This is a genomic window from Stenotrophomonas sp. FW305-3-2-15-E-LB1, from assembly GCF_058787375.1.
The window spans coordinates 1-8,176 of record NZ_JBYSZR010000055.1; the positions used below are offsets into that span (position 1 = coordinate 1).

At 67.0% G+C, this 8,176-nt stretch carries 7 protein-coding genes; 4 read left to right on the plus strand and 3 right to left on the minus strand.

Translation table 11 applies throughout. From position 1 onward, the window contains the following. The first annotated feature begins 157 nt into the window (after positions 1-157). Positions 158-1,342, plus strand: a complete 1,185-nt coding sequence (locus tag AC3WL7_RS21210; protein ID WP_492753003.1) for a mechanosensitive ion channel family protein — start codon at positions 158-160, stop codon at positions 1,340-1,342. 61 nt (positions 1,343-1,403) lie between these two features. Here the strand turns inward: AC3WL7_RS21210 and AC3WL7_RS21215 are convergent, their stop codons facing one another. Genes AC3WL7_RS21215 through typA form a run of 3 tightly spaced genes read right to left on the minus strand, consistent with a single transcriptional unit; the run spans position 1,404 to position 5,392 of the window. Beyond that, positions 1,404-3,026, minus strand: a complete 1,623-nt coding sequence (locus AC3WL7_RS21215; RefSeq protein ID WP_492753004.1) for an amidase — start codon at positions 3,024-3,026, stop codon at positions 1,404-1,406. 41 nt (positions 3,027-3,067) lie between these two features. Further along, entirely contained in the window at positions 3,068-3,535 is a 468-nt protein-coding gene (locus AC3WL7_RS21220) for a DUF2127 domain-containing protein (protein WP_108758322.1), read from the minus strand. A gap of 9 nt (positions 3,536-3,544) precedes the next feature. Continuing rightward, a complete protein-coding gene (gene typA, locus AC3WL7_RS21225; RefSeq protein WP_049456418.1) occupies positions 3,545-5,392 on the minus strand; it encodes a translational GTPase TypA in 1,848 nt (615 codons plus the stop codon). A 249-nt stretch (positions 5,393-5,641) separates the two neighbouring features. On the opposite strand from typA, the gene AC3WL7_RS21230 reads away from it, so the two are divergent. The 3 genes from AC3WL7_RS21230 (at position 5,642) to AC3WL7_RS21240 (ending at position 8,057) form a co-directional block, all read left to right on the plus strand. Next, positions 5,642-6,133, plus strand: coding sequence for a peptidylprolyl isomerase (locus tag AC3WL7_RS21230; RefSeq protein ID WP_079220769.1), 492 nt, complete (start codon positions 5,642-5,644; stop codon positions 6,131-6,133). Positions 6,134-6,250: 117 nt separating this feature from the next. After that, the gene (locus AC3WL7_RS21235) at positions 6,251-7,237 is read left to right on the plus strand and encodes a malate dehydrogenase (RefSeq protein ID WP_079220770.1); all 987 of its coding nucleotides are present in this window, start codon (positions 6,251-6,253) and stop codon (positions 7,235-7,237) included. A 205-nt stretch (positions 7,238-7,442) separates the two neighbouring features. Next, complete coding sequence (locus AC3WL7_RS21240) at positions 7,443-8,057, plus strand: RluA family pseudouridine synthase (RefSeq protein WP_492753008.1); 615 nt, start codon at positions 7,443-7,445, stop codon at positions 8,055-8,057. Positions 8,058-8,176: the final 119 nt, after the last annotated feature.

An 8,176-nucleotide genomic window follows, 5' to 3' on the forward strand; every position in this document is an offset into this window, starting at 1 on the left:
GCCGCATGGATGCGGCGACCGAGCTTACATGGACGTACTTGCAGCGTCCCCCTCAACCGGACCCACCCCGCCATCCCTCAGGAAACCCGCCTTTGACGTTGACGTTGACGTTTGCGGGTGCAGGGTGCCAACCCTGCATACAACACGCTCATGCGCCATGCGCGACCCTGTCCATTCGCGTGTTCGAGTGGAGGTGGCAAGCGTGCATTGGGAGCACATGCAGGCCTATGCATGGCCGTTGGGACTGGCGCTGGTGATCGGCGGCATCGGTGCCTGGGTGATCCTGTGGATCTATCACCGGCTGAAAGGGCGCGATCGGCGCCGCGCGCGCATCGGCCGTGTGCTCGGCCTGCCGCTGGCCACGGCATTGCCGCTGCTGCTGCTGATTCCCGCGCTGCAGGCGACGCCATTGCAGGATCCGCTGCTGGGTAATCTGCAACGGGTGCTGCATATCAGCCTGGTGGCGTGTTTCATCTGGCTGCTGGTACGCGGTGTCAGTGCCATCGAGCGCGCCATCCTGCGCAGCAACCCGATCGACGTAGCCGACAACCTGGAAGCGCGCCGCATCCAGACCCAGACCCGTGTGCTCAGCCGGGTGATCATGGGCGGCATCATCGTCCTCGGCGCCTCGCTGGTGCTGCTGCAGTTCGACATGGTGGCGAAGATCGGTTCGGCGCTGCTGGCGTCGGCCGGGTTGATCGGCCTGGTGGCCGGTATCGCGGCCAAGCCGGTGTTCGGCAACCTGATCGCCGGCCTGCAGATCGCCGTGACCCAGCCGATCCGCCTCGATGACGTGGTGATCGTCGAGGGCGAGTGGGGGCGCATCGAGGAGATCGGCAGCAGCTACGTGGTGGTGCGTATCTGGGATGAGCGGCGGATGGTGGTGCCGCTGACCTGGTTCATCGAAAACCCCTTCCAGAACTGGACGCGACGCAGCGCCGACCTGCTCGGTACCGCGTTCTTCTGGCTGGACTACCGCGCGCCCATCGCGGCGATCCGTGCCGAGCTGGAGCGCATCTGCCGTGGCGAGGCGCTGTGGGATGGCCGCGTGTGCGTGACCCAGGTGACCGACACCAGCGAACGCGCGATCCAGGTGCGCCTGCTGGTCAGTGCGCGCAGCTCCGGCGATGCCTTCGACCTGCGCTGCCTGGTGCGCGAACGGATGCTGGATTTCCTCGCCCGCGAACATCCGCAGTCGCTGCCGCAGGTGCGTGCACGCCTGCAGCACGAGGATGAGCTGGACATGCCGCGCGGGCCGCGTGCGCGCACGGCGGACGTGCGTTCGCCGGGCGCGGAGGATGGTGAGGCGGCGATCGTGCCGGAGGAGCCGACGGATCGGTAGTGCCGGCCGCTGGCCGGCAACCCTGGATCTGCCGGCCAGCGGCCGGCACTACCATTCGAGATTACGGGTCGCCGGCGTCGATCAGGGCGTCGGTGGCAAACCGTGGCGGCTGCCGCGCGCGGGTGCGCTGTTCGTAGGCGTAGGCCATCTCGATCAGCTTCGGCTCGCTCCAGGCGGTGCCCATGAACAGCAGGCCGGCGGGCAGGCCGTCGATCTGCCCCATCGGCACGCTCAGGCTGGGGTAGCCGGCCACGGCGGCGGCGCTGTAGCTCTCGCCCGGGAAATCATCACCGCTGCTGCGCAGCGGCCAGGCGATGCCGGTGGTCGGGGCGATCAGACCATCGAGCTGGTGTGCCGCCAGCACCGCGTCGATGCCCTCAGGGCCCGTCAGGCGTCTCGCGTCGCTGCGTGCACGGATGTAGGCGGGGTCGGCCAGCCCGGCGGTGGCGTCGGCCTCCTGCAGCAGCTGCTGGCCGAACAGCCCCAGTTCCTGCTTTGCATGGGCCTGGTTGAAGGCGATCAGCTCGGCCAGGCTGCGCATCGGGGCCTGGTAGGTAGCGAAGTAGCGCTCCAGCCCGGCCTTGAACTCGTACAGCAGGACGGTGCGCTCGGCCTCGTCCCAGGCGCCCTGGTTGGGCATGGCCACCGGCACCACCACCGCACCGGCGCGGCGCAGCTCGGCCACGGCGTGGTCCATCAGCGGCGACATGCCACGGTACTTCAGCAGTGGCGTCTGCAGCAGGCCCAGGCGCTTGCCGCGCAGGCCCTGCGGGTCCAGCCGCGCGGTGTAATCGTAGACGGCGCGGCCAGGCATGGTGGCGGTGGCCGGGTCGGCATCATCGCGGCCGGCGATGGCGGTCAGCACGGCGGCCGCATCGGCCACGCTGCGGGTCATCGGCCCGGCGGTGTCCTGGCTGAAGGAGATCGGGATGATGCCCTCGCGGCTGACCAGGCCGACGGTGGGCTTCAGCCCGACCACGCCATTGATGGCCGCCGGGCAGACGATGCTGCCGTCGGTTTCGGTGCCGATCGCCACGCTGGCCAGGTTGGCGGCCACGGCCACCGCGCTGCCGCTGCTGGAACCGCAGGGCGAATGGCTGAGGCGGTAGGGGTTGCGGGTCTGGCCGCCGCGGGCGCTCCAGCCGGAGATCGAGTCGTTGCCGCGGAAGTTGGCCCATTCGCTGAGGTTGGTCTTGCCCAGCACCACCGCGCCGGCCTCGCGCAGGCGGCGCACCAGGTAGGCATCCCCGGGCTTGAAGCCCTGCAGCGCCAGCGAGCCGGCCGTGGTGGCCATGGGCGCGGCGTTGATGTTGTCCTTCAGCAGCACCGGGATGCCATGCAGCGGGCCGCGCAGGCGGCCTGCACGGCGCTCGCGGTCGCGCTCGGCCGCTTCCTTCAGGGCATCGGGGTTCAGCTCCAGCACCGCGCGCAGGCGCGGCCCGGTGCGGTCCAGGGCAGCAATGCGCTTGAGGTAGGCGGCGGTGAGGGTGGCGCTGTCCAGTTCACCGCTGACCATCCGTGCCTGCAGGTCGGCCACGTCGGTTTCGGCATAGGGGAAGGGCACGTTGCTGCTGCCGGGTGCGGCGGCGTGCGCCGCGGGTGTGGCCGGACTGCAGCCCACGGCAAGCAGCGCGGGCAGGGCCGCGATCAGGCAGGTCAGCAGGGAAGGCAGGAACGGGCGCATCGGACGGCTGGGTCGGCTCCAATCGTCAGTGTAGCGGCTGCTCAGTGGCGGCGCTTGCGCAGGTCGCGGGCGAGGACGTAGACGACGATCAGGTTGATCGCCAGCACGCTCCAGGACGCCCAGCCGGGATGGCGGACCACCGCGTAGATGTCGAAGGGCAGGTAGATCGAGGCCGTCAGGCAGCCGAGCCAGGAGGCCCAGGCCTTGGCCTTCCACAGGCCCCAGGCTTCGACCAGGTGCAGCAGGCCGTAGCCGATCATCGCCGCTGCGGCCAGGTGCACCGCGTCGGGACTGATCATGTTCAGCAGCGAGGGCAGGGTGCCGTGATCCGGGTCCAGGCTGAAACGCCGGATCAGGGCATTGACCCCATCGCGAAGCGGCTGCGGACCGAGCATTTCCAGCCCGGTCGCAGCCAACAACGCCAGCATCGCCTTGCTCGCTTCGAGCAGGGCGATGACGTGGAGACCCGGATGCCGGTGCGGATCCGGGTTGTAGCCGTTCTGGCTCACGGGTCAGGCTCAGCCGCCGCGCGAAGCCTTCTTGCGGTCGCTTTCGGTCAGGAACTTCTTGCGCAGGCGGATCTCCTTCGGGGTAATCTCGACCAGCTCGTCGTCCTCGATGAAGTCCAGGGCCTGTTCCAGCGAGTACTTGATCGCCGGGGTCAGCTGGATCGCATCGTCCTTGCCCGAAGCGCGCATGTTGGTCAGCGGCTTGGTCTTGATCGCGTTGACGGTCAGGTCGTTGTCCTTGGAGTGGATACCGACCAGCTGGCCTTCATACACGTTGTCGCCTTCAGCGGCGAACAGCTTGCCGCGTTCCTGCAGCGGGCCAAGCGAGTAGGCCGGCGTGGTGCCCGGCGCATTGGCGATCATCACGCCGTTGATGCGCTTGGCAATCGCGCCCTGTTCCTTCGGACCGTAATGGTCGAACACGTGGAACAGCAGGCCCGAACCCTGGGTCAGGGTCTTGAACTCGTTCTGGAAACCGATCAGGCCACGGGCCGGGATCGAGTATTCCAGGCGCACGCGGCCCTTGCCGTCCGGCTCCATGTTCTTCAGCTGGCCCTTGCGGGTGCCCAGCTTTTCCATCACGCCGCCCTGGTGGATTTCTTCGATGTCCACCACCAGCTGTTCGATCGGCTCCATCATCTGGCCGTCGATTTCCTTGATGATGACTTCCGGGCGCGACACGGCCAGCTCGTAGCCTTCGCGACGCATGTTCTCGATCAGCACCGACAGGTGCAGTTCGCCACGGCCGGAGACCAGGAACTTGTCGGCGTCTTCCAGCTGTTCGACCTTCAGGGCCACGTTGTGGACCTTTTCACGGTCCAGGCGGTCCTTGATCTGGCGGCTGGTCAGGAACTTGCCGCCGGACAGGTCCTTGTTGCCGGCGAACGGCGAGTTGTTGACCTGGAAGGTCATCGAGATGGTCGGCTCGTCGACGGTCAGTGCCGGCAGCGCTTCCGGGGTGTCCGGGTGGCACAGGGTGTCGGAGATGGTCAGCTCCGGGATACCGGAGATGGCGACGATGTCACCGGCTTCGGCGGTGTCCTGCTCGATGCGCTCCAGGCCCAGGAAGCCCAGCACCTGCGCGACCTTGCCGTTGCGCTTCTTGCCTTCACGGTCGATGACCGCGACCTGCATGTTCTTCTTCAGGGTGCCGCGCTGGATGCGGCCGATGCCGATGACGCCCACGAAGTTGTTGTAGTCCAGCTGGCTGATGCGCATCTGGAAAGCGCCTTCCGGATCGACTTCCGGCTTCGGCGCGTGCTGCATGATCGCTTCGTACAGCGGGGTCATGTCGCCGTCGCGCACGGTGTCTTCCAGGCCGGCGTAGCCGTTCAGGGCCGAGGCGTAGACGATCGGGAAGTCCAGCTGCTCGTTGGTGGCGCCGAGCTTGTCGAACAGGTCGAAGACCTGGTCGATGACCCACTCCGGACGCGAGCCCGGACGGTCAACCTTGTTGACCACGACGATCGGCTTGAAGCCCATCGCGAAGGCCTTCTGGGTGACGAAGCGGGTCTGCGGCATCGGGCCGTCCATGGCGTCGACCAGGATCAGCACGGTGTCGACCATCGACAGCACGCGCTCGACCTCGCCGCCGAAGTCGGCGTGCCCTGGGGTGTCGACGATGTTGATCCGGTTCTTGATGCCGGTCTTCTTGTCTTCCCAGGTGATGGCGGTGTTCTTGGCCAGGATGGTGATGCCGCGTTCCTTTTCCTGGTCGTTGCTGTCCATCACGCGCTCGGCGAGGACGGTACGCTCGGACAGGGTGCCGGACTGCTTCAGCAGCTGGTCGACCAGGGTGGTCTTGCCATGGTCGACGTGGGCGACGATGGCGATGTTGCGAAGGTTTTCGATGGACATACGAAAGGGGGCCAGTCGGCGCCGGATTTGGAAAAAGAAGTCCAACATTATACGTCGAAGTTGACGATTCGCGAAAACCTTGATTTCAGGCCCGGCCAGAGGCCCATTCAGGGGCCTGCCCGGGCTGGCTGAACGGCGCCCCCCGGCCGGCGGGACCGGTCCCGTTGGCCCATGGTCGAAGGCGCCGCTGCCACGAGCCGGGTGTAAACTAGGTGGCTAGACGCAACCCCATCTGCATCAAGGATCTTCATGTCCCTCATCGCCACTTTCGACACCACCCAGGGCCCGATCAAGGTCGAGCTGTTCGCCGACAAGGCGCCGCTGACGGTTGCCAACTTCGTCAACCTGGTCAAGCAGGGCTTCTATGACGGCCTGATCTTCCACCGCGTGATCGCCGACTTCATGATCCAGGGCGGCTGCCCGCAGGGTCGTGGCACCGGCGGCCCGGGCTACAAGTTCGAGGACGAGAAGAACGGCGTGAAGCACGAGGTCGGCTCGCTGTCGATGGCCAACGCCGGCCCGAACACCAATGGCAGCCAGTTCTTCATCACCCACATCAAGACCGACTGGCTGGACGGCCGCCACACCGTCTTCGGCAAGGTCCTGGAAGGCCAGGCCATCGTCGATTCGGTCAAGCAGGGCGACGTGATCCATTCGATCACCCTGGAAGGCGACGTCGACGCCGCGCTGGCCGCACAGGCCGACCGCGTCGCCGAGTGGAACAAGATCCTCGCCGCCTGATCCCCCTTCGAAACGGCCACCCCTCGGTGGCCGTTTCCCTGTTCCCCGCCGCCCGCCAGGCCTGCGTGCCACGCCCGCGGCGTTCCATCCAACGCTTGCAAGCAAGAGGAAACCCCCATGAAAGCACCCGTTCGTGTTGCCGTGACCGGCGCTGCCGGCCAGATCGGTTACGCCCTGCTGTTCCGCATCGCCTCCGGCGAAATGCTGGGCAAGGACCAGCCGGTCATCCTGCAGCTGCTGGAACTGCCGGTCGACAAGGCCCAGGCCGCCCTGAAGGGCGTGATGATGGAGCTGGAAGACTGCGCCTTCCCGCTGCTGGCCGGCATGGTCGGCACCGACGACGCCGAAGTGGCCTTCAAGGATGCCGACATCGCCCTGCTGGTCGGCGCGCGTCCGCGCGGCCCGGGCATGGAGCGCAAGGACCTGCTGCTGGAAAACGCCAAGATCTTCACCGCCCAGGGCGCGGCGCTGAACAAGGTCGCCAGCCGTGACGTGAAGGTGCTGGTGGTCGGCAACCCGGCCAACACCAATGCCTACATCGCCATGAAGTCGGCCCCGGACCTGAAGCCGGAAAACTTCACCGCCATGCTGCGCCTGGACCACAACCGCGCGCTGAGCCAGCTGTCGACCAAGCTCGGCAAGCCGGTCGGTGGCATGGAGAAGCTGGTCGTGTGGGGCAACCACAGCCCGACCATGTACCCGGACTACCGTTTCGCCACCGCCGATGGTGCCTCCATCGCCGATGCGATCAACGACCAGGAATGGAACGCCAACACCTTCATCCCGACCGTGGGCAAGCGCGGCGCGGCGATCATCGAAGCCCGTGGCTCGTCCTCGGCTGCTTCGGCCGCCAACGCTGCCATCGACCACGTGCGTGACTGGGTGCTGGGCAGCAACGGCAAGTGGGTCACCATGGGCGTGCCGTCCGACGGTTCCTACGGCATTCCGGAAGGCGTGATCTTCGGCTTCGCCGTGACCACCGAGAACGGCAAGTACACCCTGGTCAAGGATCTGCCGATCGACGACTTCAGCCAGAAGTACATCGACAAGACCCTGGCCGAGCTGGAAGAAGAGCGCTCCGGCGTCGCCCACCTGCTGGGCTGATACCGGCGTTGACCGGTAGGTACCGACCGCTGGTCGGTACGTGATCCAGAAGGTAGGTGCCGACCGTTGGTCGGTACGTGATCCAGAAGGTAGGTGCCGACCGTTGGTCGGTACGTGATCCAGAAGGTAGGTGCCGACCGTTGGTCGGTACCAGGCAACGGGGAAGCTCAGGCTTCCCCGTTGCTGTTTGAGGGCCAGGAACCTGATGATCCACCTGCATTACATCGACGACGCACTGCTGGTGGCCGAGAAGCCGGCCGGCCTGCTGTCCGTGCCCGGCCGCAGCGAGGAGAACCAGGACTGCGTGGTGGCGCGGCTGCAGGCGCTGTACCCGGATGCGTTGACCGTGCATCGCCTGGACCAGGCGACGTCGGGCCTGCTGCTGCATGCGCGCGGCAAGGCGATGCAGGCGGCGTTGTCGATGCAGTTCGAGCAGCGCAGTGTCAGCAAGCGCTACGAGGCGGTGCTGGAGGGGCTGCTGGAGGCAGAGGCCGGCGCGGTGGACCTGCCGTTGATCGTGGACTGGCCGAACCGGCCGAAGCAGCAGGTCGACCACGAACGTGGCAAGCCGGCGCTGACGCGGTGGCGCGTGCTCGCCCGCGATGTGCAGGCGCAGCGCACGCGCGTGGCGCTGGAGCCGGTGACCGGGCGCAGCCATCAGTTGCGGCTGCACATGGCCAGTCTTGGCCATCCCATCGTGGGTGATGTGCTGTACGGCGCCACGCCGGCGCAGCGGGTGTACCTGCATGCGTGCGCGCTGGCGTTCACCCACCCGGTGACGGGGGCCGCGCTGGCGTTCGAGTCTGCGGCTCCGTTCTAAAGGGGTTCGGCAGGGCTGCGCCCTGCACCTGCTCAATGCAACGTCAACGTCAACGTCAAAAGCGGTGCTGTTTTCTGCTGGTTGGGCGGGGGGGGGGGGGGGGGGGGGGGGGGGGGGGG